This window comes from Thermococcus sp. LS1, assembly GCF_012027395.1.
GTDB lineage: Archaea > Methanobacteriota_B > Thermococci > Thermococcales > Thermococcaceae > Thermococcus.
Genome location: NZ_SNUJ01000003.1, coordinates 165,950 through 189,529, shown reverse-complemented (window position 1 = coordinate 189,529; position 23,580 = coordinate 165,950). Strand labels below are relative to the sequence as shown.

The 23,580-nt window shown below is 53.4% G+C and carries 20 protein-coding genes and 1 pseudogene; 14 read left to right on the top strand and 7 right to left on the bottom strand.

Going from position 1 to position 23,580, the window contains the following annotated elements:
• Positions 1-18: 18 nt before the first annotated feature.
• Positions 19-2,451, bottom strand: a complete 2,433-nt coding sequence (locus E3E26_RS08935) for a tRNA(Met) cytidine acetyltransferase TmcA (protein WP_167900967.1) — start codon at positions 2,449-2,451, stop codon at positions 19-21.
• A gap of 127 nt (positions 2,452-2,578) precedes the next feature.
• Between E3E26_RS08935 and E3E26_RS08930 the strand changes: the two genes are divergently transcribed.
• The 3 genes from E3E26_RS08930 to E3E26_RS08920 all read left to right on the top strand — a co-directional run bounded on the left by E3E26_RS08930 (position 2,579) and on the right by E3E26_RS08920 (position 6,404).
• Positions 2,579-4,477: a S9 family peptidase gene (locus E3E26_RS08930; protein WP_167901047.1), complete on the top strand. Its 1,899-nt coding sequence runs from the start codon at positions 2,579-2,581 to the stop codon at positions 4,475-4,477.
• Positions 4,478-4,652: 175 nt separating this feature from the next.
• A complete protein-coding gene (locus E3E26_RS08925; protein WP_167900966.1) occupies positions 4,653-5,243 on the top strand; it encodes a molybdenum cofactor guanylyltransferase in 591 nt (196 codons plus the stop codon).
• 129 nt (positions 5,244-5,372) lie between these two features.
• On the top strand, positions 5,373-6,404 hold the full coding sequence (locus E3E26_RS08920; RefSeq protein ID WP_167900965.1) for a pyrolysin: 1,032 nt from the start codon (positions 5,373-5,375) through the stop codon (positions 6,402-6,404).
• A 7-nt stretch (positions 6,405-6,411) separates the two neighbouring features.
• On the opposite strand, the gene E3E26_RS08915 is transcribed toward E3E26_RS08920, so the two are convergent.
• Positions 6,412-6,927, bottom strand: a complete 516-nt coding sequence (locus E3E26_RS08915) for a biotin transporter BioY (RefSeq protein WP_167900964.1) — start codon at positions 6,925-6,927, stop codon at positions 6,412-6,414.
• Positions 6,928-6,974: 47 nt separating this feature from the next.
• Here E3E26_RS08915 and E3E26_RS08910 point away from each other — a divergent pair, with 47 nt between their 5' ends.
• Positions 6,975-7,766, top strand: coding sequence for an energy-coupling factor ABC transporter ATP-binding protein (locus E3E26_RS08910; RefSeq protein ID WP_167900963.1), 792 nt, complete (start codon positions 6,975-6,977; stop codon positions 7,764-7,766).
• Positions 7,763-8,524 (top strand): energy-coupling factor transporter transmembrane protein EcfT, encoded by a 762-nt coding sequence (locus E3E26_RS08905; RefSeq protein ID WP_167900962.1) that lies wholly within the window; start codon positions 7,763-7,765, stop codon positions 8,522-8,524. Before E3E26_RS08910 ends, E3E26_RS08905 begins: the two co-directional genes overlap by 4 nt.
• Here E3E26_RS08905 and E3E26_RS08900 read toward each other — a convergent pair.
• Complete coding sequence (locus E3E26_RS08900) at positions 8,521-9,156, bottom strand: hypothetical protein (protein ID WP_240911703.1); 636 nt, start codon at positions 9,154-9,156, stop codon at positions 8,521-8,523. The two genes, E3E26_RS08905 and E3E26_RS08900, sit on opposite strands and share 4 nt — an antisense overlap.
• A 60-nt stretch (positions 9,157-9,216) precedes the next feature.
• The gene (locus E3E26_RS08895; protein ID WP_167900961.1) at positions 9,217-9,609 is read right to left on the bottom strand and encodes a hypothetical protein; all 393 of its coding nucleotides are present in this window, start codon (positions 9,607-9,609) and stop codon (positions 9,217-9,219) included.
• Positions 9,610-9,704: 95 nt separating this feature from the next.
• Between E3E26_RS08895 and E3E26_RS08890 the strand changes: the two are divergent.
• A pseudogene (locus tag E3E26_RS08890) lies at positions 9,705-10,447 on the top strand (DUF63 family protein).
• Positions 10,448-10,510: 63 nt separating this feature from the next.
• Positions 10,511-10,777: a hypothetical protein gene (locus E3E26_RS08885; RefSeq protein ID WP_167900960.1), complete on the top strand. Its 267-nt coding sequence runs from the start codon at positions 10,511-10,513 to the stop codon at positions 10,775-10,777.
• 15 nt (positions 10,778-10,792) lie between these two features.
• Here E3E26_RS08885 and E3E26_RS08880 read toward each other — a convergent pair whose 3' ends face one another.
• From E3E26_RS08880 to E3E26_RS08870, 3 genes are read right to left on the bottom strand one after another with little or no spacing between them, the layout of a single operon-like run.
• Positions 10,793-13,333 carry a DEAD/DEAH box helicase gene (locus E3E26_RS08880; protein WP_167901045.1) on the bottom strand — a complete coding sequence of 847 codons (2,541 nt, stop codon included), beginning with the start codon at positions 13,331-13,333 and terminating at the stop codon, positions 10,793-10,795.
• A gap of 48 nt (positions 13,334-13,381) precedes the next feature.
• Positions 13,382-13,843, bottom strand: a complete 462-nt coding sequence (locus E3E26_RS08875; RefSeq protein WP_167900959.1) for an Lrp/AsnC family transcriptional regulator — start codon at positions 13,841-13,843, stop codon at positions 13,382-13,384.
• A gap of 25 nt (positions 13,844-13,868) precedes the next feature.
• Entirely contained in the window at positions 13,869-14,996 is a 1,128-nt protein-coding gene (locus E3E26_RS08870) for a tyrosine--tRNA ligase (RefSeq protein ID WP_167901044.1), read from the bottom strand.
• A 123-nt stretch (positions 14,997-15,119) separates the two neighbouring features.
• Here E3E26_RS08870 and E3E26_RS08865 point away from each other — a divergent pair, with 123 nt between their 5' ends.
• The 7 genes from E3E26_RS08865 (at position 15,120) to E3E26_RS11380 (ending at position 23,508) form a co-directional block, all read left to right on the top strand.
• Positions 15,120-16,181 (top strand): CGP-CTERM sorting domain-containing protein, encoded by a 1,062-nt coding sequence (locus E3E26_RS08865; protein ID WP_167900958.1) that lies wholly within the window; start codon positions 15,120-15,122, stop codon positions 16,179-16,181.
• A 91-nt stretch (positions 16,182-16,272) separates the two neighbouring features.
• Positions 16,273-17,727 carry an ABC transporter substrate-binding protein gene (locus E3E26_RS08860; RefSeq protein ID WP_167900957.1) on the top strand — a complete coding sequence of 485 codons (1,455 nt, stop codon included), beginning with the start codon at positions 16,273-16,275 and terminating at the stop codon, positions 17,725-17,727.
• Positions 17,728-17,883: 156 nt separating this feature from the next.
• Positions 17,884-19,725, top strand: coding sequence for an iron ABC transporter permease (locus E3E26_RS08855; RefSeq protein ID WP_167900956.1), 1,842 nt, complete (start codon positions 17,884-17,886; stop codon positions 19,723-19,725).
• Positions 19,726-19,735: 10 nt separating this feature from the next.
• Positions 19,736-20,800, top strand: a complete 1,065-nt coding sequence (locus E3E26_RS08850) for an ABC transporter ATP-binding protein (protein WP_167900955.1) — start codon at positions 19,736-19,738, stop codon at positions 20,798-20,800.
• Positions 20,801-20,836: 36 nt separating this feature from the next.
• Positions 20,837-21,436 carry a DUF447 domain-containing protein gene (locus tag E3E26_RS08845; protein WP_167901043.1) on the top strand — a complete coding sequence of 200 codons (600 nt, stop codon included), beginning with the start codon at positions 20,837-20,839 and terminating at the stop codon, positions 21,434-21,436.
• Between the two features lie 69 nt (positions 21,437-21,505).
• Positions 21,506-22,765, top strand: coding sequence for a metallophosphoesterase (locus tag E3E26_RS11385; protein WP_370520109.1), 1,260 nt, complete (start codon positions 21,506-21,508; stop codon positions 22,763-22,765).
• On the top strand, positions 22,747-23,508 hold the full coding sequence (locus E3E26_RS11380; RefSeq protein ID WP_370520108.1) for a CGP-CTERM sorting domain-containing protein: 762 nt from the start codon (positions 22,747-22,749) through the stop codon (positions 23,506-23,508). Before E3E26_RS11385 ends, E3E26_RS11380 begins: the two co-directional genes overlap by 19 nt.
• The last annotated feature ends 72 nt before the right edge of the window (positions 23,509-23,580 follow it).

Here is a 23,580-nt window from a genome sequence, read left to right as displayed (position 1 = left end):
CTGAGAACCAGAGCCCGGTCACAGGAGCCGCTTGTAGTAGTACCAGAGCCCCCTGATTATGTCGCGCACCTCTATCATGGTGAAGGTCTCGGTCCTGTCAATGAGCTTGGCAGTCTCTTCCCAGCTGTGGGCCTGCAGGACGCGGTAGATGAGGAGCTTAATCTGGCGCTCGTCGAGGTAGGGCTTCATCCAGCCGTCGAGGAAGTAGAGCTTGACGATGGGCTTAACTGCATCGACGACGGTATCGTAGGTGAGCACCTTGCCCGTGAAGGCGTCGAGACGCTTCCTCTGGATGTCGGTCAGGTGTATGGGATAGTCAACAGCCTCTCCAAAGGGACTCTCAAAGAGCCAGCGGGCTATCTCTGGTTCGAGGTCGCGGTGGGTGTCGCCCAGCCACTCGGTGAGCCTTATGCGGAACTCGTCGTTGGCCTTCTTTATGAGCTTCTTGGCCTTCTCACTGAGGGGCTTAAGGACTATCGCCGTGAATTCACCGCTGACGGGGTTTCTGGCAGGGCTGAGGTGGACCACCGCAAAGCCGTTCCTAACCCAGAAGCGGACGAGCTCTTCGCTCGCTCCAAAGCCCGAACCTATCCAGTCGAGGCCCTTCTTTCTCGCCTCCTTTTCGAGCAACTCAAGGGCCTTGCTTCCAAGCCCCATGTCCATCGCATCTGGGTGAGTGGCGATTCTAACTATCCTGTAGCCTTTCAGCTTGGCGAACTCCTTCAAATAGTGGTGCTTGACCATCATGTCCGGGATTATGTTCCCACGGGGCTTGTAGCCCTTTGCCATCTTGTCTATAACCTTCTTCGGGATGTTGCCCTCTTTGGCTATCTGTATCGCCGTGACTATCTTTCCGTTCTTCAGGCGGAGAACGCGGGCCTCGTGGTGTGGGGCATCGGCAAGTAAAGCTACATCGCTCGGCCTGTTGCGGTAGTGGGCAAGGATGTAGATTCCAACGAAGTTCCTGAGGTCCTCCCTGTCGTTCTCGAACCAGTCGTCCAAGTCGGGCTCCTCGAAGTAAACCTCTTTCTTCTTTATCAGCTCGTAATCCTCGTCGGTAAGCTCGACTGGCTCGGCATCAAGGAGCAGAACGTCGAAGAGCCACTTCTCTATAGGATCGCCCTCGGCGTAACGTATCGGCTCATCCATGTGGAGCTCCTTGAATTCCCTCTTTTCGCGGGCTTTCTTGAGGAACTTGACTGAGAAGCCCCTACCTGCACCTTCATAGCCGTGAATCGTGGAGGAATAAACTACGCGCGGCTTGTTCAGGTACTTGTGGAGTATAGGCACGTGGATTCCAGCGGCCTCGTCGAGGATGTAGAGGTCGGCGCTCTTTCTGTAGCCTTCGGTCGGCGGATAATAGCGCAGGCCTATCTTCCTCGCGTAGAGCTCCTTTATCAGACCCTTCTCCTCAACGACGTGGGGCTTGAAGCCGAGTCTCTCAAGGGCCCTTTTGGCGAAGCGGAAGAGGCTCTGCACGTTCTCTGGCTCGGGAGCGGTGACTACTATCCTTGTGCGCTTCTTAAGTGCCAGGGCAAGACCTATCGCCGCTATTCCAACGGAGACGCTCTTACCCCTGCCCCTGTCGGCGGTGAGAACGACCATACCCTCGTTCTCAACGAGCTCTTCGAAAGCCTTCAGGACTTCAACCTGACCCTCAGTCAAGGCCATCTCGTAGAGCTCGCGCGGGAAGATAGTCTCCTCGGGAATATCAACGCCCTTTCTGCCCTTTATCTTGGCCTGGCTCTTGTTCCGTTTGGGCTTCTTCCTGGCCTTCCCGTTCTCGGTGATTATGTAGATGCCATCGTGCTCCGTGAACTTTCTGATTAGACGCCTGTTGAAGCGCTTCTTGACGTCGTCGATAGTATATGGAGGAGTAACGAGGCTCTTGTGGAAGCCCGTCCACATGTTCTTCCACTTCTCGAATGGGTGAGCCAGCACGAATATTAGGCCGCCTCCCCTGACCGTCTCGATTATCCTTCCGAGGTCGTTGGGGGAGTAGTCGTAGCTGAGGTCAAGAACGAGGAGGTCGTAGGTTCTTCCGAGTATGTCCCGGGTGTGCTTGAATGTAACGGCTTTAACGTTAACATTAGAACCGGCCAGAACGTCGAAGTGCTTTCTAAAAGACTCGTAGCGCTTCCTTCCGAAGGTTTCCTCTCCAAGGGCATCGGTGGCGTAGAGAACCTCGATTTTATCCTCGCTCTCGTCGCGGAGCCTCTTCTCCTTCAGCTCGTCGATTATCTCGCTTAGAACCTTTGCAGAGGCTCCCGCGAGGATTCCAGCCAGTTCAGCCTTCCTCAGGCTGTCTCCTTCGATGACAATCATTCTCCGGTGGAACTTCTCCAAAGCTTGAGCAAGGGCCGTCTCGGTGAGCTTGAGAACGGAATCCTTAACCTTCTCGCCCTTGGTGTAGTCTCTCACTTCCTTGTCAAAGCGGACCTTGACGGTCACGGCCGTCACCTCCCAGAGAAGAGAGGGTAGGAGGCTTAAAAAGGTTAGGAGGTTCAGAGAGTCTCTCGATAATCATCGAAACGCTAAGCTTTTATACGAAAAGAACTGAGTTGATTCGGTGATTCTGATGACCAAAGGATTGGATATTAAAGACCTCGGAAAGTTCAAGCTCGTCGGCAACATCGACGCTTTTGGCAGAAAGCTCGTCTTCCAGGTCACGGAGATAAGCGTTGAGAAGGACGACTACTTCTCAAGGCTCTACCTCTACGATGGCAGGAAAGTTAAGCCGTTCACGGCCGGAAAGAAGGACTCAAACCCGCGCTTTTCACCGAACGGAAAACTCATCGCATTCACCTCGAAGCGCGATAATGAGAGCAAGGAGGCAGAACTATACATAATCCCGACCGACGGCGGCGAGGCGAGGCTCCTAGCGAAGTTCAAGTATGGCATTAAGGCCCTCCGCTTTACAGAAGACGGCAGCTCAATAGCAGTTATAACGCCGATAAACATAGAGAAGAAGCCCAAAGATGACGTCCACGTCATCAAGGAGATTCCATACTGGTTCAACGGCGTCGGCTGGGTCTACGGGAGGAGGAGCGTTGTCTACCTCGTTGACATCGAGAGCGGCAGAAAGAAGCGCCTAACTCCCAAGGAACTCGACGTCGGGACGATACGTTTCCACAAAGGGAAGCTCTACTTCACCGCCCAGGAGGACAGGGAGAAGAACCCAAGGGTGAGCGACCTCTACGTCCTCGAAGGCAGGAAAGCAAGGAAGCTAACGCCCGGAAAGTGGAGCGTTCAGGACTTCATCCCGCTTGACGACGGGACGTTTATCCTCAAGGCCAACACCCTTGAAAGGGGCTTCGCCACGAACACGCACATCTATCATTACAATCCCGAGACGGGAGAGCTGAGAAAGCTCACAAAGGATCTCGACCGCGCCGCATATAACTCGCTCAACTGCGACGTTCGCGGACCCCAGAGGGCAGAGCTTGTCTTTAAGGACGGTTGGGTCTACTACGTCGCCACCGATGGCCCAAGGGCGAATCTCTTCAGGGTTAACCTCGAGGGGAAGATTGAGAAAGTCATCGGCGGTGACAGGAGCGTTGAGAGCTTCGCCATCGGTGATTACATAGCCTTCACCGCCCAGGATGCGGTAACTCCAACGGAGCTCTACATATTCAGGGACGGGAAGGAGAAGAAGCTAACCGACTTCAACGGCTGGATTAAGGACTACAAGCTCTCGAAGCCCGAGCACTTCAAAGTTAAGGCCAGTGACGGCGTTGAGATAGACGCATGGATAATGAAGCCCGTTGATTTTGAGCCTGGCAAAAAGTATCCAGCCGTGCTTGAAATCCACGGCGGACCAAAGACAGCTTACGGCTATTCCTTCATGCACGAGTTCCATGTTTTGACGACTAAGGGCTTCGTCGTGATCTTCAGCAACCCGAGGGGAAGCGACGGCTATGGTGAAGAGTTCGCGGACATTAGGGAACACTACGGAGAGCGCGATTATCAGGACATCATGGAGGTCGTTGACGAAGCCATAAAGCGCTTCGACTTCATCGATCCCGAGAGGATAGGTGTCACCGGCGGTTCCTACGGCGGCTTCATGACCAACTGGATAGTCGGCCACACAAATAGATTCAAGGCGGCAGTTACTCAGCGCTCCATCTCCAACTGGATGAGCTTCTTCGGAACGACGGACATCGGCTACTTCTTCGCCCCGGACCAGATAGGCGGCGACCCGTGGAATAACCTCGACGGCTACTGGGAGAAGAGCCCGCTGAAGTATGCTCCCAACGTTGAAACGCCGCTCCTCATAATCCACTCGATGGAGGACTACCGCTGCTGGCTCCCGGAGGCGCTCCAGTTCTTCACTGCGCTGAGGTACCTCGGCAAGACTGTGGAGCTCGCGATATTTCCGGGAGAGAACCACGACTTGAGCAGAGGTGGAAAGCCTAAGCACAGGGTTAGGAGGTTGGAGCTTATAGCAGGGTGGATGGAGAGGTGGCTTAAAGAGTAAGCTCTTCTCTCTCCTTTTCCTTGGTTGAAAACATAAAAACGAAAATCGACGAAGTAAATCGCACAGTATATAATCCAGCACTCTCCGCCTCTTCGATGTGCTCCGGATAGGCGTTCTTTATCTCTTACCGTCTACCGCCGTGGGGTTTTTAAAGCTCTGACTGAAATGAGAGCCCATGAGAGCATACATCCTGGCCTACCCAGAGAAGCGCTGGGAGAACTACACGATACCAGTAAACGACGAGCCTGTGGTAAAGCTTACTGAAAGGCGGCTTCTGATGAGCAAGCGCATAGATGATGTAATAACCATCGTGAGGAAAGACAAGCTGAAGCTCTATTCCCTTCACGTCTTAAACCCCCTGCCGGCCAAAGGAAGGAACAAGCTCGAAGCCCTTCTAAACGCCTTTCCATCCGGAGAGTCAATATTTCTCGCCGAGGGCAACATGCCCCTCATAATGCCCTTCCTGGTGAATTACCTGACTGGTCTCTTCTATGAGAACGAACCCGAAGCCCTAATTCCGGTCTGGCGCGACGGGACTGCGGAGATAACGCACGCCGTTTATGAATCCGATGCGCTGAAGGATGCTATAGAAGCTGCATTGGCAGAGGGTTACAAAAGCCTGAGTAGAATAACGGAGTTCCTCGACTATGAGCCCGTCTCTATCGAGGAGCTTGCCAAGAGAAACCCGAAGGTTACGTTGAGCTTCTTTAAGGTGAGAAACCAGTTCGACGTCCGCTTTGCAGAGGAGACGCTGAGGAAGCTCTGAGCCTCAGATTTGCTGGAAATTTTTCAAATTTTTGTAAAAATTCTTAAATAGTAGCAAGGACTATAATATAGTAGGGTGGGAGTCCCAAAAGCTCTTCTGCTCGGTTCGGACCATAAAGGAGAGATAATTATGAAAAAACTCTTAAGCGCAGCGATATCGCTGCTTATTCTGTTTAGTATGATGGGCGCCTTCGACCCAGGCATGGTTTCTGCAAAGCCCATTAGCGATTACAACGTACTGATCCTGAAAAGCGTCGATGCCTGGAATTCACCTGCAGTGGAGAACACGCTCACGGATATGGGGGTACCTTACGACGTTATGACCTCAGGAAAGCTGAAGAACAAAACTGCCCAAGAGCTAATAGAGACCTATGATATGATAATCATTGTCAGCGACCAGCCGCAGGCATTCTACGACGACCTCGGCACTCAGATGGACAAGCTCGAGGAGTATGTGAGGGCCGGAAGAACCCTCGAGATACATGCCGCCAACTGGGGATGGCACGGAGGGGTATGGACAACACCCCTACCCGGAGGAGCGGAGATAGTGCAGGGTTACTCAAGCTACGATTATCTGATAGCCAACGGCACGACGCTGGTGAGCAGCTACGCGAGCCACGGCTACTTCATCAACCTGCCAGCTAACGCGGAGATAATTACAGTTCAGGCACCCTCGGGAAACCCTGATTACAACAAACCGAGCACAGCGATCTATTCGCTGGGAAGCGGCAAGGTTTTCGTGACCGGACTGACTATAGAGTACAGCGTCGCAAGGAAAGGTCCGGAGTGGGAGGCATTCTTCAGGGAGATGCTCATGAACAACTTGGGCTACTCCCAATTTGTGCCAGTTGCTCCGGTTATTGTCATTAGAGGAATAGACTTCATGACATTCAACTTCTACTACTACATCCAGTACAAGCGGGCGCTTGAGAAGTTCAACACGATGTACATGGAGGCCGTGGCCGGAGGGATGGACAACGAAACGCTCGGGCTTGCTATGACTCAGAACGACACCGCAGCAGCTTACTATGCGAACGCAAGTAGATACGGTCCTGTTGTTGCAAACTTCCCCAGAGTTTACATCTTCATAGACTTAAGGAAGGCCGCACTGCACCAGAAGCAGGCAGTTGGAATATTAAAAGAAGCAATGGAAGATTGGTGATTTCTTTTCACCCTATTTCCACCGCTTTTCTGACCCTGTCTGCTATCACAACGGCAACAGCGGCTTTAACTGCATCCACTGGCAGGAATGGGGTGACGCCGAGGAGGAAGGCCTTTTCGAAGTCCCCTCCCATGAATAGGCCGAGCCTCAGCCAGCCAAGGAGGTATATAACCCCAACTCCCAGGATGGAGCCGATGAGCATTCCTCTTCTGCCAAGCCTTTCAGTGAACAGCCCGGCAAGATAGGCCGCTATGGGAAACGCTACTATGTAGCCACCAGTCGGGCCGTAGATGACCGTGAAGCCACCATGGAAGTTGGCGAACACCGGGAGACCAATTGCTCCCATGACAACGTAGACCAGCTGGCTCAGTAATCCGAGCCTCGCCCCGAGAACGAGGCCGCTGAGGAGGACAAATAGCACCTGTAACGTAATTGGTACAGGACCTATCGGAATGCTTATTTGAGCACCCACAGCCGTCAAAGCCGCGAAGAGTCCAGCGAAGGCAACCTCCCTGCCCCTCATGCTACCACCTTAAAAAGCTTTTAAACTTGAAACTTGAAAATTCCCCGATGATTGAAGTTAAAAATCTTTGGCATATCTACGAGAACGGAAAGGAAGCACTGAAGGGCATAGACTTCAAGATGGGCGAGGAGGTAGTGGCCCTAGTCGGCCCCAACGGCTCCGGAAAGACAACTCTGGCCAAACACCTGAACGGTCTGCTCAAGCCGACAAAAGGGGAAGTCATCGTTGACGGCATGAACACCTTGGAGCACACGGTCGCGGAGCTTTCACGCGTTGTAGGCTACGTCTTCCAGAATCCGGAGCACATGTTCTTCGAGGAAACCGTTTTTAAGGAGGTCGCCTTTGGACCAAAGAACCTCGGGCTGAGCGAGGAAGAGGTAGAGGAACGTGTGAGATGGGCTTTAAGGGCGGTTAACCTGGAGGGTTACGAGGAGAGAACGCCCTACTCTCTGAGCGGCGGTGAGAAGCAACGCCTGGCTATAGCCTGCGTTCTGGCGATGAAGCCGAAGTACCTCATCCTCGACGAGCCGACGACCGGTCTGGACGCGAGAAGCTCGGAGAGCGTCGTCAACGTGATAAGGAAGCTCAGGGGAGAGGGCCATGGAATTCTGCTCATAACCCACGACATGGAGCTCGTTCTTGAGCTTGCCGAGAGAGTGATGCTTCTTAATGATGGAAGGAAGGCTTTCGATGGTTCAGTAGAGGAGTTCTTCTCTCTTAACCTGCACGACTACGGCCTTGAAAAGCCTGAACTTCTAAGGATCAGCGAAAAGATTGGAGCAGGATTTGTGAGAAGTGTGAGCGAGCTGATAGAGGCTCTGGCAGGTGGTTCTCGATGATGTACTCGTTCTACGTCGAGCGCGACTCTTTCCTTCACCGCCTCGATCCGCGCGTTAAGATAATCGGCACGGTAGTAGGGATAGCTGTTATAATGCTCTTCAACGATCCCACCTTTCTCGTCCCGCTGTTCTTTGTTACCCTCCTCTACGGCCGCCTGCTGGGAAAGGTTGAGATAAAAGAACAGCTCCGTCTTCTGAAACCTCTCTTTCCTATAGTTATCATAACCATAATAGTCTGGCCGCTGATTTACAAGCCGCGGCTGGTGGGACTCCTCTTCGGTCTCTCATTTGCCTTCAGGCTGCTTACCTTCGGTTTGCTGACCTTCATCCTGCTCATGACGACCCAGCAGAGGGAGCTCATTCTGGGCTTCGTCAGGCTCGGCATGCCCTACGAGTTCGGGCTGACAATTTCAATAGCACTCCGCTACATCCCGACGCTGTACCTCCTCACGAGGAACATCATGGACGCCCAAATGGCACGCGGCTGGGAAATGGAGAAGGGCAACTTCATCGTCAGGACGAAGAGAATGACTGCCGTCCTGATTCCACTTCTGGTCGCTTCGCTCAAGACCGCCCACGAGCTGAGCATAGCCCTTGAGAGCCGCGCTCTGGGTGCGAGTAAGAAGAGAACGTCCCTCTACGACATCAAGATGAGTGGGAAAGACTACGCGGCAACTTTTGTCATCGTTCTCCTCTTCGCGCTGGCACTCTACGTTAGATACGGCCTTGGCCTCGGCCACGTGAGGATATACGGCTAAAGAAGGGGTTTGACGAGGGAATCAATCGGTATCGAGTGGTCACCGATGCTTGAGACAAACTCGGCTGGAGCCTTCAGAACCGTCATATTAAGCCTGTAGTGGCCGCGGTAGGAGTTTGTTCTCAGGACGGCGAGGGCTTCAAATATCTCCGGGAGGGTGTAGAGCTCGCGGAACTCACCGGATAGATCAAGTTCGTTCAGCTCAATCGTCGTATGGGTCAGTACGAGCATCAGACCCTTCCTATCGACGACCTTTCTTAGCTCCACAATATTCTCGGCCGTTCTGTTAAGGAGCGTTGGAAAGAGGGAAACGACCATGAGGGAGTTATCTTCAACGAGATTCAAAGCCTGAAGAAGCTCGTCCATTGAGTAGACGTTGCCGGTGTAGAGGTTCGAGACGTCCTCAACTAGGCGCTTGAGCACTTTAATCGAGAAGGAACTGCCGGGCCCAACATGGTAAACGGGCCCTTCAGACAGGGCATTCGCCACCAGGTGGTACAGAAAAACCGTGTTGGCAAGTTCGTCAGTGGAGATTACCCCGGCTAGGCTCCCCTCACTGAAAGATAGGGGGAACTCATCGAAGGGCTTCAGCTCTCTCGATTGGACCTCTGCCGGTTTGAAGAACATGGCCATCACATAATGTAGCGCGCTCGGGATATTTATACCTTTCCGAAAATAATGAAAGTCAGAGGATCATGCCAGGGCAACCAGACCAAGAAGCACGAGGAGCCCTACCACCACTACCTCTATTATCGCCGCCAGAATCCAGGCTAAAAACGCCCTGATCCAGTCGGTGTTGAAAATCGTCTTGATGACCCATACGTAGGCCAGGATAAATGCCACTACCGCGAGAAGGACATTCATGGGGGCTATCCAGATAAGCAGCACTACAACCACGGCGTACGCTATCGCTCCAACGATTCCGCCGCCAACTATTGCCAGCATCGCCTTAAGCGTTGAGGCCTCTTTTATCCCGACCAGATGGGCCGCTAGCGACAGAAAGAACCCTGCTATGAACAGGGAGAGCAGGAAACCGAGGAGAGACACGGCCCCAAGTCCATATATAAATCCATGCCCGTAAGGCATGTCACCACCTCCAGATTTGTTTTTCCTTGTCGAGACTTATTAATCTTCCCAAAAGACCTTTAAGCGCAGAAAGTTATTCCAGTACGGTGGGTAAAATGCTGGAGTCGCTGTGGAACTTCATCTACCAGTACTTCATCGAGCCGATGTACACGAGGAGCGGCTACAACCCCTACAACACCCTCGTATATGCCCTCCTCCTTGGCTTCGGAATCATATACTCATATAAGTATATAATCAAACCGCTCAAAATCAGGGTCGACGAGAGGCTCTTCTTGGCTGTCACGCCCATGGTAGTCTTCGGAGCAACCGTCAGGGCGCTGGTCGATGGGGGCGTTCTCCCCAAGAACCCGCTCATTCTAACGCCTGGAATATTCTTCACGGCCTTCGTCCTCATAGTCCCTGCCCTCGTTGCGGATGCCAAGCTGAAAACCTATCCAAAGATAACAGTCGCCTGGGGGAGCATTCTAGCTCTGTGGGCCAACTATCTGCTTATAACCAACGTCAAAAGCTGGGAACCCTATGAGCTGACCCTAATTCACACAGCGGTCAGCTTCCTCGCGGTTTTTGCCTTCTATCGCTGGAAACCCTTCGAGAGGCTCTACCGATTCACTTCTACGGATACAGGGAAGTCCACTGGCTGGAGAATATCCTAGTCACCCACCTGGGGGCCTACTTCTACTACCCGTGGATAACCTTCATCCTGGTCATCGTCTACTACGGCCTTAAATACCTCGTTCCCGATGAAGAGGAGCGGCGTTTCTGGTACTTGGCCATCTACATCCTCGGCCTCGGCCCGGCAATAAGGGATCCGGCCCAGCTGGTGCTGCAGATTGGGTGATTCGCAATTCTTCAATTTTTGCCAGTGATGCTTATATACCCTGAAGACGTAAATCCTGCGGTGGTGAAAATGCTAGACTTCCTGAAGTCCGAGGTCTTCATGTTTCCACTCGCGCTCATTGTGCTACTCCTCGGGGCGACGCTCTACGGGTTTGGGGCAAACTGGGGAAAGTACCTCTTCTGGGCCGGCGCCGGTGGGGTAGTCGTAATAGCTTTGAAGCTTTCGTCGAGACCATGGAAGCCCAAGCGCTTCGGCAGACTCGACGCAAATTACGTGGATAGCGAGACATTCAAGCTCAAGTGGGACAGGGATGAGACGAGGAGACAATGAGTCCAGAATGTGAAGCTACCTGCGGTGAGTCCGATCCTTCGGTTCGGTTCGATGGCCTCTGCCCAGGATTCTTCCCTCCTCAATCTCCCTCCTGAGAAGCTTTGCCTCGTTCTCCGTGCTCCTCACTCTGAAAACCCTTGCTATCCTCTCGATGGCTTCAAGCTTTCTGACTATGCCGTCAAGCCACGTGAAGACGTCGCCCGGATAAACGATGAGGCCGTAGACCTTCCTGAAGTGCTCTGCTATCTGGGTCGGGTGCTTACCGTTCCTCCTCAGCTCGATTATCAGGCTGCTAACGCGCTCCATGGCGTAGTCGGTGCAGTCGTCCTCAGGACACATAAAGAACTCCTGATAGATCGTGAAGAGCCTTTCAGCGGCGTTGGGGCTGAGCTCGGGGATGACCTTATCAAGCTCTTCCAGAATCGACGCGAAGCTCGGTGAGAAGACGTTCGCACTCAGCCTCCCCCTAACTGCACCCTCAAGCTCCCTCTGGAGCGTTCCGCTCAAATACAGGTTCTCGAAGGGGAGTAGCTTGACGGCTATCCACTGGGCAGGCTTCTTTCCGAGGTTGTCCCTTATGAAGGTTGCCTCCTTGGGCAGGAGGAAGCTCATGCTCACGGCCCTTCCGTAGGGGGTGACATCGACGAGGGAGCCCTTAAGGCGGACGAAGTCGTACTCCTCCAGCTTCTCCAGAACCTTCTCGGCACTCTGGTTGGCGCCGAGGCATTTACTTTGCACGTCCTCGATGACGTCGAGACGATTGAAGACGCAGGCGTGGGCGAGAACGTTGTCCTGTTCGAGCTCGTCGCTCCACTCAACGACGACGGGCTCAATTGGGGCGGTGAGCAGCTTGAACGCAATCTCATCCTCGGAGCTCTCCATCTGGGCCGAGTACTTCCTCCCAGGCTCTACGATTAGGTAAACCTTACCCTTTTCGTGGTAGAGCGGCCTTCCAGCGCGGCCGAGCATCTGGTGGAACTCCCTAACGCTCAGCCACTTGTTGCCCATGGCGAGGCTCTCAAAGATGACCTGTGAAGCGGGGAAGTCAACGCCTGCCCCAAGGGCGGCTGTGGTAACTACAACGTCGAGCATCTGAGCCTGAAACTCCATCTCGGTGAGCTTTCTCTGTCTGTAAGGTAAGCCGGAGTGGTAGGGCTTCGCCTTGAGCCCCTTACTCGTGAGGTAAGCGGCAAGCTCATGCGTCCTCTTGCGCGAGAACGTGAAGACTATGCTCTGACCCTTGTAGCCCTGCCGCGACTTTCTACTCGCCTCAGCACGGCAGAGATTCGCTATATGCCTCCACTTCTCGCTCTCGTTTCTGACAATGATTATGTGCCTTTCCAAATCGACGGACCTTTCGTCGTAGAGGACGAGCTTAAGCCCGAGCTCTTTGGCAAGCTCCTCGGGATTACCTATGGTGGCACTCAGGCCTATGAACTGAGCATTGGGATAGAGCTTCCTCAAGCGGGCTATCAGGCCATCAAGCCTCGGCCCGCGCTCTTCGTCGTCGAGGGTGTGTATCTCATCTATGACAATGGTTCCCACGTTGCCAATCTTTCTCCCCGCCCTCAGGAGGTAGTCAATTCCCTCGTAGGTTCCGACTATTATGTCGGCATCGATACCCGTATCTACAACTACAAGCTCGTCCTTCGTTTTAATCCTGCTCATGCCGACCCTTATCGCCACGCGGAGGCCGAGCTTGGAGTAGCGCCTCTTAAAATCTTCATACTTCTGATTGGCCAAGGCGACAAGAGGGACGAGGAAGAGCATCTTTCTACCTTCCATCGCCTTGGGAACGCCTGCCAACTCACCTATGAGCGTCTTGCCGCTGGCAGTTGCAGAGACCACGAGTAAGCTCTCTCCCTCTAAGAGCCCGTGCTTTATAGCCAAGCTCTGAACGGGAAGGAGCTCGCTAACGCCCTCTGACTTGAGAACGGATTTAAACTTCCCGGGGAGATTCAGCTCGTCCACTTTGAGCTTCTCAACCCTTACGTGCTTGGCCTTGAGCTCATCCCACTTGGTAACCTCCGGATGCCTCGTTGGGTCGAAGCGGGGGTCAAAGGCGTAGAGAACCTTGTCAAGATCCCTAAAGCGTTCGAGGAGCTTCTTCGCCTGGTCAAACATGGCCACGCTCTTGAACCTGAAACGGAGCTCCCTCTTCAGCTCGTCCTCGGCGCAGCGCTCGCAGATGTACTCGCTGTGGTATTTTATCCTGTTACCTTCGGTCAAAACGGTGATTTTACCCTCAAGGAGGCAGAGGCGGCAGAGTTCGGCCTTCTCAACCCTCTTGTTCTGGAGGCGCCTTTTGAAGTAGTCCTCCCACTCGTCGGCGTTTACTAAGACGATTCTGGCCTGGCGAAGAGCCTTCTCGATTTCCTTCGGGTTTCTGTACTGGCTTCCCTCCAGAACCTTGAAGAGCCTGCCGTCTCGCATGATGAAGCGGTAAATCTTATCCGCCTTGAGGTTCTTCATTGCTGAGAGCTTCTCGGGCTCGTTCTCGATGAAAAAAGCTTCGAGCTCGTTCTTCTTTCTTCCTGGTCTGATGACGAAGAGCATAGCAACCGCCTCGGCCAGTCGTCCACTCATCACGTCTCAGCGTCTTACCTACTCATCGGTCACCCAGCACTCCTTGAAGGTGTCGATGATGAGCGTTACCTCCACTCGTTCAAGGTTCTTCCCAAAGTGCTTTTTCAGCATTCCGGCAAACTCCTTAACCTCATCGGTATCGTGAAAGCTCGCCCTTATGAGTATTTGCTTCTCGCCACTCCTGCGGTATAGGGCTTGGACGTTCTCAAGCTTTGCTATTCTCCTGAGGATCACATCAACGTTCTGGTCATCTATCGAAAGTTTGAGTTCAAAAAGAACCTGAACGAACTCATCGAGGAAGGCAGGGTCAATTATGGCGGAATACCCCTTAATCGCGCCGAGCTTTTCTAATTTTTCCACCCGGTTCTTCACGCTCGCAGGGGATAGTTTAACCCTTCTCCCAAGTTCAGTGAGAGTTATCCTGCCCTCCTTCCTCAGAATTCTGAGGATCTCTTTGTCCTTCTCGTCTATCCCCGGCATGTCACTCACCAAAAGAAAAACGGAGTCAGCGGGTAATCTTTATCTCCCTCATGAGTTCGAGAGGCTCTGGATGCTTCTCGAAGTAGTCTCTGACCGGCTTGAGCAGCTCAATTAGGTACTCAGCCACCGCGTTCTTGAGGTCGAGCGGATGAAGCTTTCCTTCAGCGAAGTCCCGCTTGAGCTCCTCAAAGGTCATGTAGGTAACGTCGCCGCCGAACTTGGCCGGCCTGTGGATTGTGAACTCCGTCGGCTCCTCGCGGAAGATGATGTACTCAGCCCAGTCAAGAACGGGGTTGTACTTAACCTCCCTGGCCGGGCAGAAGGCCTTCCTGAGCTTCTGCTTGATCTCCTCGGGAGTGTCGTGGATGAAGACGGCCGAATAAGGCTTGCTCTTGCTCATCTTCATCTGGGTCTTGAGCTCCTTGTACTGCTCCTCGCTCTCTATCGGCCACACCGGCGGCTCCTGAAGGCCGAGCAGGAGGTGGTGGTGTAAAGCGACGGGCTTGAGCTTCTCGCCGTTGTGAAGGAGCGGGTGGTACTTGAGCTTCTGAGCGACTTCGATAGCTATGACATGAGCCTTCCTCTGATCCATTCCGGCGTGTGCTATGGTGACGCCCTGGTAGAAGATGTCAGCCACCTGCATAGCAGGGTAGATGAGCTTGGCAAAGTCTATGGCCTCTCCCATCTGGCGACCCATAATGGTTATGGAGCGCATCATTCTCGCTAGGGTAACGTTCTTGGAGATGTCTATGACTGTCTGCCAGTAGTCGCCCTTCTCGAGGATTTCACTCGCCAGCACGAATTCGACCTTATCCGGGTCGCCGCCCATGACCTTTATGCTCTGCTTCATACCCTCCTTGAAGTACGTCAGAGCAACTTTCTGGATGACCTCCAAATCGCCGCCGAGCTTGTCGTTGATCCAGCTGTGCCAGTCAGCAAGGAAAATCCTCGTCTTTATTCCCGCCTTCTGGAGGTCGGCTATCTTCGCTCCGGCCATGAGTCCGGTTCCAAGGTGAATGTAACCGCTTATTTCAAAGCCGATGTAGTGCTGCATCGGGACACCTACCTCGAGGAGGTGCCTGAGGTTCTCCTCAGTCAAAAGTTCCTCTGTGGGCTTTTTACTTATCAGCTCTATTTTCCTCTCTATGTCCATGCTCACCACCTAAAGCCAGAATGACCAAAGCCTTTAAGGACTTTACGGAAGTTTTTCAGCCCTGTTAAAGTTCCGATTCATAAGATTTATAACTCTCGACGCTGTATAAACGACGGTAATACCATGAGGAAGGCTGCAATAATACTTGCGGTGTTTGTTTTCTTTGGTGTTTTTGGATTTGCCATGGCCAGTGCTACAACCATTGGCGTCGACCTCTCCCACGGTGAAAGCGACAAGGGTCTCGCTGTTTTGACCGACAAGGACGGCAACGTCCTCGCAGAGGGAATGATCAAGACTATCAGCGACGTTAACTGGGTCTACATTGGTGACCCGGCTATGGCCGACACCCTTGGAATTCAGAACGTCGGTGACAAGATAACCTATGACGCCATCAAGGATGTCGACTTCCTCATCCTCGGACAGCCGAGCCAGGCCTTCAGCCCGGACGAGATACAGGCCCTCGTCCAGTGGTGGAACGACGGCAACAGGATTCTCTGGGTGGCTGCGGACTCTGACTACGGTGACGGTCCGAACAGGATTGACTTCGCCGATACGGTTCTCGATGCCATCGGTGCCAACCTCAGAGTTGACCAGGCTTCAGTTGAAGACGCTACCAGCAACGCTGGAGCTGGCTACCGTGTCATTGGTCTTGTTAACCCTGATCCGGACACCCCTGAGAAGGACATGATAACCAAGGACCTCGCCAACGGCGGAAAGGTCCTCTTCCACGGCCCGGGCGTCGTTGCCTACGTTGACGACAGCGGCAACTGGAAGCCGCTTCCAGTCGGCGGTGGAATCGAGAATATCTACGTTATAGTCACCAGCAGCGATGATGGTCAGATCGTTGAGAACACCGACCCAGCAGCCAATGCCTACACCGCCGGTGACACCGGCAAGTTCCCACTCATGGCGGTTCAGCTCTTCCCGGACAAGAAGAACGTCCTCATAGTCAGCGGTGAGACCCCCTACGGCGGCTATGAGCCGATGTGGGCCCCAGAGTACCACGACGTCAAGCTTGACGGCCCGCAGTTTGTCACCAACTTCATCCACTGGGCCATAACTGTCCAGCAAAACCTTGGCCAGGAGACTGCAACGGAGAGTGAGGGAACCAGCAGCACCTGCGGTCCTGCTGCTCTGGTCGGCCTTGCCCTCATACCGCTTGCCCTCTACAGGAGGAGGAAGTGAATTTTTCTTCCCTTTCCTTTGTCGTTTGAACCATTAATTTTTTATTGAGTTTTCCCAACTCCAACTGATTGGCATAACCAGGTGATAAACCATGAAGAAGCTGGCGTCAATAGGCCTTATCCTGCTTCTTGCCCTTAGTATCGTAGCCAGCGGATGCATCAGCAGCAATGGTGGGGAAACAGGAACCACCGGCGAGGGTATAACCCTTGTTATCATCACGAGGCACGATGCGACGATCCAATACATGGTGAAGCAGGCGTTCCTCCAGAGCGATATAGCCAAGGAGTACCACATCACTGACCTCAAGTTCATCAAGGTGCCCGAGAGCCTCTGGCCAAGCTACATCCAGAAAGGCGCAGATGTCGGATGGGGCGGAGGACCAACGCTCTTCGATGACCTCTATAAGGCCAACTATCTCGCTCCGATAACTGACGAGAAGATCCTTAACCTCCTTGGAAACCCAATACCAACTGAACTGGCAGGAATGCCTATGATCAGAAAGGACGACAACGGCAACGTCTACTGGATAGCCGCGGCCCTCTCGTCCTTTGGTTTCACTGTCAACAAGAAGCAGCTCGAGAAGTGGAACCTCAAAATGCCCGAGAAGTGGGAGGATGTCGCCAGTGAGGACTGGGCTCTCAACCCGCCGCAGTACGGCATAGCCGACCCGACGAGGAGCACCTCCAACACGAGGATATACCAGATCATCCTCCAGGCCTTCGGCTGGGACGAGGGCTGGCGCATCATGACCCTCATAGCGGCCAACTCCAAGGTCTACATGGCCAGTGACGCCGTTAGGGACGCAGTCATTAACGGCGAGATAGCAGCCGGAAACACCATCGACTTCTACGGTTACACCGCCATGCAGCAGAACCCCGACTGTGTCTACATCGTCCCGAAGGGAGAGAGCATCATCAACGGCGACCCAATAGCACTCCTCAAGAACGCCCAGCACCCCGAGGCGGCTCAGGCCTTCATCTACTGGGTCCTCACCGAAGGTCAGGCCATCTGGATGAGTCCAGACATCAACAGGCTTCCAATCAACCCGCAGATCTTTGATATGAAGGTAACCGACGTTTACGCCAAGATCATATTCAAGGGCCAGAACGCTGGCAAGACCTACGGTGAGGCTAGACCTGCCCTCAAGAAGGCCTATGAGGATGCCATTCATGCTGAGGGAATACCCTTCGACGACAAGAGGGCCCTTGAAACCATAAGCGCTCTCCAGTACTACTTCAAGGCCACCCTTGTTGACCCGAACCAGCAACTCCACAATGCGTGGGTTGCCATAGTCACCGCCTACAAGAACGGAAAGATAACCGAGGAGCAGTTCAAGCAGCTCAAGGATGAACTCACTGCACCGATACAGTTCAAAGACCCAGAGACAGGCAAGATAGTTACCTTCACCGAGGAGTACGCTAAAAGCATAAACGACAGGATAGTCAAAGACAGAAACTTCCAGGACCAGCTCGTACAGGAGTGGCGCCAGGCCGCCATGGACAAGTACAACAAGGTGCTCCAGGATCTCCAGAAGATTACCGGCTGACTTTGACATTTTTCTGAGAATTTTCTTCTTTTCTCTTGTCAGTTTTCTATGGATTCGGGTCAACAAGTTTTTGGAAATATTTAAATAGAACCCACGAAGACCAAATCAGAAGCGATAACTGGGATGGGTAGAAACAGAACAGGAGGTCGATAACCAATGAAGGTTAGCAAATGGAGCGAGAGGCTCTTTGGAACGCCGATATTTGACCCAGTTGTTACCGCGTCGTTCTTGTTTCCGCTCTTATATCTGATAGCGTTTCTCATAATTCCAGTGCTGGCAATGCTCGCAGTAGCCTTCGAGTACAACGGCCAGTTCTCCTTCCACTGGTTCACGAGCATACTGACGTCAAATTACTACATCAGCTTCCGCCCAGAGGGAACCTTCGTGGAGCTCATAACTATGCCCAACGGCGAGCAGATATATTACGTCCAGGGCATTGACTTTGGAGTGATCCTGAACTCAATAATAGTCTCACTAAGCGTCATGATCCTCACGACAATTCTTGGAACAATATTCGCCTTCGTGATGGCGCGCTACGACTTTCCTGGCAAGAACATTGTTAGAATCCTGCTCTTCGTCCCGCTGCTCGTCACACCCTTCGTCAACGTCTTCATAGTCAAGAAGATGTTCCTCCCCAACGGCCTTATCAACTGGCTGTTCTACGACATGCTACACATCTTCCCGCACAGAATCGTCATAGACGGCCTAGTCGGCGTTATAGTTGCACAGACGATGACCTACTATCCGATAGTCTACCTCAACGCCTACGCAAGCTTCATCAACATCGACCCGACCCTCGAAGAGCAGGCTGAGAACCTCGGAAGCGGTGGGTTCCACCTCTTCAGGACGGTTACCTTCCCCCTGGCCCTGCCCGGAATAGCGGCGGGAGCGACCCTTGTCGGTATATTCAGCCTCGAGGACCTGGCCGCACCGATAGTCTTCCAGGGCAATCCACTCGCCAGGAAGCTCATGTCTTTCCAGATTTACAGCGCCTTCACCAGCGGATTCAACGTCGGAAGTCCCCAGCTGGCTGCCCTTGCGCTCATAATGCTCACCATAGCCATCCTCATGTTCCTTGGAATAAGGAAGTACGTGAGCATGAGGCAGTACGCCATGCTCAGTAAGGGTGGAAGGTGGAAGCCCCGTGTTGCAAAGCCCAAGCCCTGGCAGGCGGCCCTCATATACCTCGTCGTCATGCCCGCCCTCCTGATATCAATATTCCCCCAGGCCGGTGTGATCCTTCTTGCCTTCAGCGAGCGCTGGGCGGGGACTTGGCCAGAGGGGTTCACCCTCCAGCACATTCAGAGTATAATCACCCAGCCTGACATCGAAAGGGTCATCATGAACAGCGTCATGTACTCCACCGCGGCCATAGTCGTCATAATCCTACTCTCGCTGACTGCTTCCTACGCCTCCAGCAGGTTCAAGAAGAGCAAGCTGGGACCGGTTCTCGACAGCCTCGCCACGATTCCGATAGCAGTTCCAGGTATCGTCATAGCTATGAGCTATTTCTTCTTCTTCGCCAAAGTGTTCCCGGATACGCCGCTCGACCCCACCAACCTGCTCGGCTTCAACCCGGCGATGGTGCTTATACTGGCCTACTCCATTAGGCGTCTGCCCTTCGCGGCACGCTCTATCTCCGCAGGAATCCAGCAGGTGCATGTGTCCCTTGAGGAGGCTGCCCTCAACCTTGGCGCCAGCAGGTGGAAGGCCCTCACAGGGATACTGATCCCACTGATACTCCTGAACCTCCTCGGAGGAGCGATGCTCAGCTTCGTCTACTGTATGAGCGAGACCAGCGTCGGTATTACCCTCGGTTCCATCAACCCGGACTACTATCCGATAACGGCCAGAATGGTCGAGCTGATGACGAGCGCCGTTGGAAGCGCCAACCTCGCGGCTGCCCTGGGTGTCTTCCTCATGACTGTTCAGATAATAGCCATAGTACTGGCCAACCTGATAACCAAGCAGAAGTACTCATTCATCGGTCTAACCTGAGGTGGTTGAGATGGTTGATGTTAAGCTAGAGAACATTGTTAAAACCTTCGGAGAAACCGTGGCTCTCAAGGGAATAAACCTCCACATCAAGGCAGGGGAGCTCTTTACCCTGCTTGGACCGAGCGGCTGTGGAAAGTCCACAACGCTGAGAATAATAGCCGGTCTGGACTTTCCGGACAGCGGAACGATATATTTCGGCGATGAGGAGGTCACATACCTCCCGTCCAGCAAGAGGGGGGCCGTGCTGGTCTTCCAGAACTACGCCCTCTGGCCACACATGACCGTCTTCGACAACGTTGCCTACGGACTGAAGCTCAAGAAGCTCCCCAAGGAGGAGATACGGAAGAGGGTTGAGTGGGCACTGGAACTCGTCAAGCTGAAGGGCTACGAGGACCGCTACCCGACCCAGCTTTCGGGCGGCCAGCAGCAGCGTGTCGCAATCGCTAGGGCCTTGGTAGTCGAGCCGAAGGTCCTCCTCCTCGACGAGCCACTCAGCAACCTCGACGCCAAGCTCCGTCTCGAGATGCGCTCGGAGATAAGGCGCATACAGCGCGAGCTGGGAATAACCGTCATCTACGTCACCCACGACCAGGAGGAGGCAATGGCAATAAGCGACAGGATTGCCGTCATGAACGTCGGAACTGTCGAGCAGGTCGGAACTCCCAAGGAGATATACGAGAGCCCTAGGACAGAGTTCGTTGCCAGCTTTATGGGCAAGACCAACGTCATCCCGGCTAAAGTCGTCGAGAGGAACGGAGACAGGGTCACCGTCGAGTTCGAGGGCATAAGGCTCGATGGCCTCTACTACACCGAGAAGAGCGACAAGGTCGTTATCGTCATAAGACCCGAGAGGATAAAGCTCAAGCCCATCGAGAACGCGGTCTCATTCACCGGAACAGTGGACCTCATCGAGTACTACGGCTTCTTCGTCGAGGTCGTCGGCCTCTTCGGGGAGACGAGGATTATCTCCAGAACAATCAGCGACAAGGAAGTTGCCCACCTCAGGCCGCTCCAAGAGGTCACCTTCTACGTTGACAGGGACGACATAATCGTTCTTCCAAAGCAGCAGCTTTAAATTCCCTTTTTCTCCATTTCCCCTTTGGTGGCACGGATGCTCGAACTCTTCAACGAGGGACAGGTTTACGAGGTTCTCCTGGTTACGCACTCCAATGCCACTCCTGTAGGCGTGGTCAGAAAAGGGGGAATCCTCAACTTCAAGCTCTTTGGTGGGAGAAGTGCTGAGGAGCTGAAAACCCATCCATATGCCTCGATTCAGGTAACGAACGACGTCGAGCTCTTGGTTAAGCTCGGACTGAACATTCCTGTGGAAGTTGAGTTTATGGATAGAAAGCCGTATCGCTGGATTAAAGGTCTTCCAGGGGTTTATGGGGAGGTTACGCTCGTGGAGGAAATTCATGAGGATGAGCTCGGAAAGACCACCGTTCTCAGATGCTTCCTCAGACCAGATGGTGTTATAGAAGGTTCTCTTCCTCCCAGACCCATAAGCCGTGCCGATTACCTCCTCCTTGAAATGGCTGTTGACCTAACGAGGCTCTTCGTTGCCACGAGGAGCCTGAAGGTTGAAGCCGCAAGGAAACTCTACGAGAGGATATGGTTAAACTACCATATGTACAAACGCTTCGGCGGAAATTCCGAAATTGCCGAGAAGATGATGGGATGGGCAGTCTCGTCGCTCAGATGGAACCCCTGAGCCCCAAAACGCTGTATTAGAAAGGGAAAACTTATAATTTAGTTTTCCTATGAATGTTTTGGTGATACCATGCTGGGCAAAAGAATAATAGCCCTGTTGATGGCTCTTTTCACCTTAGCAGCAATTCCAACGACAAACGTTTGGGCAGCAACACCCACCGGCCTGGCCCCTGGAGACGTTCTTGTAAAGCCTCTCCCCGGAGTCCCAGCTATTGGCTTTCCAGGGGACACCATTGAAATCTACCCCGTCGAAGGAGTTACAATCCAGAGCCTCCAGATAATCTCAATTCTACACGGGCCTTACGACCTGCAGATACTGGGCACAGAGAGCGGAGTAGTTAAGGCCAGAATACCTGAGGATGCTGCTCCAGATGTCTACTTCCTCGTTGTCAAGAGCGACAAAGGTGAGGTGACCATACCCAACGGCGTATGGGTCATGAAGGAGGCCCCAACAGTTCTCAGAATAGCCCAGGGAAGTGACTTCCACGTCACGAGCGGTTCAAAGATGGGTTTCGTCTGCGGCGACTACTTCCAGAAGAGCATCACCGAGATACTCAAGTACTGCCAGAACCCAATACCGATGCACAGCTACACCGCTACCGACAGCTTCATGACGTACTACGCAATGGTGGGCTCGAATGGAGAGAACATTGTGAACATTATCCTCGCTACAGGTGACGATGTCGACACCAACGGAGACAGGGCCGGTTATGAGATGCTCGACCAGGCCATAACCTACGCCACAGCTGCTGGAACGCCCTTCATAAGCGTAAAGGGCAACCACGACCACCCGCCGACCTACTACCTCCAGTACGTCGGTCCACGGTACTTCTACGAGGTCATCGGAGACTTCATAATCATCGGCCTCGACAGCCGTGGCGAGGAGAGGCACCCCGAAATGGAGCAGCTTCAGTGGATGGAGCAGGTCCTCAAGGAGCACCCGGACAAGATACCGATAGTCCTCGTCCACCACCCGTTCTGGTACATAAGCAGATACGAAGGAGGAGTCGTTGAGAACCTCACTGCCTTCGACGACAACGACTGGCAGCAGATAAAGAAGCTCGCCAGCTGGGACTGGGTTGGAAGGAACGGCGAGTACGAGGACATAGCAAGGTACTTCCTCCAGCTCGTTGAGAAGTACAACGTCAGGCTCATCCTCAGCGGACACATACACAAGGACAAGCCCGTCCTCTACATCGATAAGGACGGCAACGAGCACTGGTTCTATGCCCTTACCACCACCGGTGCCCCAGACAAGACCAGCAACCCGCCGAGCCAGACTGACATAAACAGAGGATACACCAAGCCTTCATGGTATGTTCACAGGTAATCTACGTCTACTCAGACGGAAAGGTTGAGTTCCCGCTTGTGGACGACCTATTCGCCGAGGACAAGATCATCTCCCTCCCAATTCCGCAGAAGTTCATCGTCTTCAGGCAGAATGGTGAAGAGGGAACCGCCGTCAAGTTCATCAACGAGCTCGGCCAGAGCGTCAGCGGACCGATAGTCCTTGAGATTCCCGCCGGTGCCAAGGTCGACCCGCAGGCCACCAACATAACCTACACCGTTCTCGGCGAGAGAGAAATAGGCGGAGCCTACTACATGCTCCTCAACGTTACCGTCCCGGAGGGAGTCAGCCAGATAACGGTCGTCAAGGAAGCCGACACCAAAGCTCCCGAGGTGAGCATAGGCTACCTCTCACCAAGCAAGCCCAAGCCAGGACAGGCATTCAAGGTCTACATCAGTGCCAACGACAACGTCGGAATTAAGGACATGAAGGTGCAGATTATTGTCGATGGAAAAGTAGTCGCAGAGTATCCAGCGTTCTCAATGAAGCCATCCGAGGTCAAGGCGACATACTTCACCGAAATTCCGGGTGTTGACTCCGAAAGCTTCACCATCAAGGTTATAGCCACAGACTTCTATGGCAATACTGGAGAAACTGAGTACACCTACTCGAGCACCGGCACGACTACAACCACTACCACCCCCAGTTCCACCGGAAGCACCTGCGGCCCGGCCGCACTTGTTGGTCTGGCGCTTGTTCCACTCCTCCTCAGGAGGAGGAAGTGAGTTTCCTTCTTTTTCCCTTTACATTACCTGACGTTATTCTGTGAGCCTTTCCAAGGGGAAGAGTTTTTAAAC

Coding starts and splice junctions, on each gene's coding strand:
- E3E26_RS08870 (WP_167901044.1), bottom strand. CDS start 14,996: ATGGACATAGAGAGGAAAATAGAGCTGATAAGTAAAAAGCCCACAGAG.
- E3E26_RS08905 (WP_167900962.1), top strand. CDS start 7,763: ATGATGTACTCGTTCTACGTCGAGCGCGACTCTTTCCTTCACCGCCTC.
- E3E26_RS08895 (WP_167900961.1), bottom strand. CDS start 9,609: ATGCCTTACGGGCATGGATTTATATATGGACTTGGGGCCGTGTCTCTC.
- E3E26_RS08855 (WP_167900956.1), top strand. CDS start 17,884: ATGAAGGTTAGCAAATGGAGCGAGAGGCTCTTTGGAACGCCGATATTT.
- E3E26_RS08920 (WP_167900965.1), top strand. CDS start 5,373: ATGAAAAAACTCTTAAGCGCAGCGATATCGCTGCTTATTCTGTTTAGT.
- E3E26_RS08860 (WP_167900957.1), top strand. CDS start 16,273: ATGAAGAAGCTGGCGTCAATAGGCCTTATCCTGCTTCTTGCCCTTAGT.
- E3E26_RS11380 (WP_370520108.1), top strand. CDS start 22,747: ATGGTATGTTCACAGGTAATCTACGTCTACTCAGACGGAAAGGTTGAG.
- E3E26_RS08900 (WP_240911703.1), bottom strand. CDS start 9,156: ATGGCCATGTTCTTCAAACCGGCAGAGGTCCAATCGAGAGAGCTGAAG.
- E3E26_RS08915 (WP_167900964.1), bottom strand. CDS start 6,927: ATGAGGGGCAGGGAGGTTGCCTTCGCTGGACTCTTCGCGGCTTTGACG.
- E3E26_RS11385 (WP_370520109.1), top strand. CDS start 21,506: ATGCTGGGCAAAAGAATAATAGCCCTGTTGATGGCTCTTTTCACCTTA.
- E3E26_RS08930 (WP_167901047.1), top strand. CDS start 2,579: ATGACCAAAGGATTGGATATTAAAGACCTCGGAAAGTTCAAGCTCGTC.
- E3E26_RS08925 (WP_167900966.1), top strand. CDS start 4,653: ATGAGAGCATACATCCTGGCCTACCCAGAGAAGCGCTGGGAGAACTAC.
- E3E26_RS08910 (WP_167900963.1), top strand. CDS start 6,975: ATGATTGAAGTTAAAAATCTTTGGCATATCTACGAGAACGGAAAGGAA.
- E3E26_RS08845 (WP_167901043.1), top strand. CDS start 20,837: ATGCTCGAACTCTTCAACGAGGGACAGGTTTACGAGGTTCTCCTGGTT.
- E3E26_RS08875 (WP_167900959.1), bottom strand. CDS start 13,843: ATGCCGGGGATAGACGAGAAGGACAAAGAGATCCTCAGAATTCTGAGG.
- E3E26_RS08850 (WP_167900955.1), top strand. CDS start 19,736: ATGGTTGATGTTAAGCTAGAGAACATTGTTAAAACCTTCGGAGAAACC.
- E3E26_RS08865 (WP_167900958.1), top strand. CDS start 15,120: ATGAGGAAGGCTGCAATAATACTTGCGGTGTTTGTTTTCTTTGGTGTT.
- E3E26_RS08880 (WP_167901045.1), bottom strand. CDS start 13,333: ATGCTCTTCGTCATCAGACCAGGAAGAAAGAAGAACGAGCTCGAAGCT.